Source organism: Sinorhizobium sp. BJ1 (assembly GCF_002531555.1).
Classification (GTDB): domain Bacteria; phylum Pseudomonadota; class Alphaproteobacteria; order Rhizobiales; family Rhizobiaceae; genus Sinorhizobium; species Sinorhizobium fredii_B.
Genome location: NZ_NWTH01000114.1, coordinates 1 through 949, shown reverse-complemented (window position 1 = coordinate 949; position 949 = coordinate 1). Strand labels below are relative to the sequence as shown.

At 67.7% G+C, this 949-nt stretch carries 1 protein-coding gene and 1 pseudogene; both read left to right on the top strand.

Translation table 11 applies throughout. From position 1 onward, the window contains the following. Positions 1-740: HlyD family secretion protein (locus CO676_RS34310; RefSeq protein ID WP_097524315.1), on the top strand; the 740-nt coding region annotated here is incomplete at its 5' end. After that, positions 737-949, top strand: a pseudogene (locus CO676_RS34305) (MFS transporter); the annotation flags it as partial. The gene CO676_RS34310 and the pseudogene CO676_RS34305, both read left to right, overlap by 4 nt.

The following is a 949-nucleotide window of genomic DNA, read 5'->3' as shown; positions in this document are numbered from 1 at the left end:
GGCTCGTCAATGTCGATGCGGAGACAAAGCTTCAGCATGCGCTCATCCGGCAGGCGGAGGCCCAGAGACGGTCGGCCGTGGCCGAGATGAATCTGGCGACCAAGGCCTACGAGCGCCGCCGCGAACTGATCCGCAGCAACACCATCAGCCAGGCCCATGTCGATGAAAGCGACGCGGCGCGATCGAGAGCCGAGGCGAACGTGTCGGCCGCCTCCGCGACGGTAGAGGCGCAGCAGCAGCGCATGGCCGTCCTTGCCGCCCAGCGCGAAGCGGCCGTTGCCGCCGTGGCGCAGGCAGAGGCGGCGCGCGATCTTGCCCAGATCGATCTCGACAGCACCGTGGTGCGCGCGCCTGTCGGCGGCGTTATCGGCAACCGCCAGGTCCGCATCGGCCGGCTCGTTGCGCCGGGCGCCGCCTTGCTCGACATCGTTCCGGTCAACGATGTGTGGGTCGTGGCGAATTTCAAGGAAACCCAGCTCGAACATATCCGGCCCGGCCAGCGCGTCCGTATCACCATCGACGGCTATCCGAACGGGGCGCTTGAAGGCGTGGTCGACAGCTTTGCGCCCGGTAGCGGCTCCGCCTTCAGCTTGCTGCCGACGGACAATGCCACCGGCAACTTCGTTCGCGTCGTCCAGCGCGTTCCGGTGAAGATCAGGTTTGCCAGCAATCCGTTGCCCGGCCGCCTCGTGCCCGGCTTGTCCGCGCGTGTCGAGATCGCGCCGGGAGGCGGCTCATGACCAGGGTCGTCACTGCCACGCCGAGCCGCGACGGATCGACGGCCGGCGCCCTGCTTGTGGCGGGCATAGTGCTGGCCACGCTGACCGAGGCGATCGCCAGCACCGTCCTGTCGCTCGGGCGCGCCGACATCATCGGCGACACCTATGCAACGCCTGACGAGTTCGCCTGGCTGGATATCGGCTACACCGCTCTCAAGCTCATCGGCTTC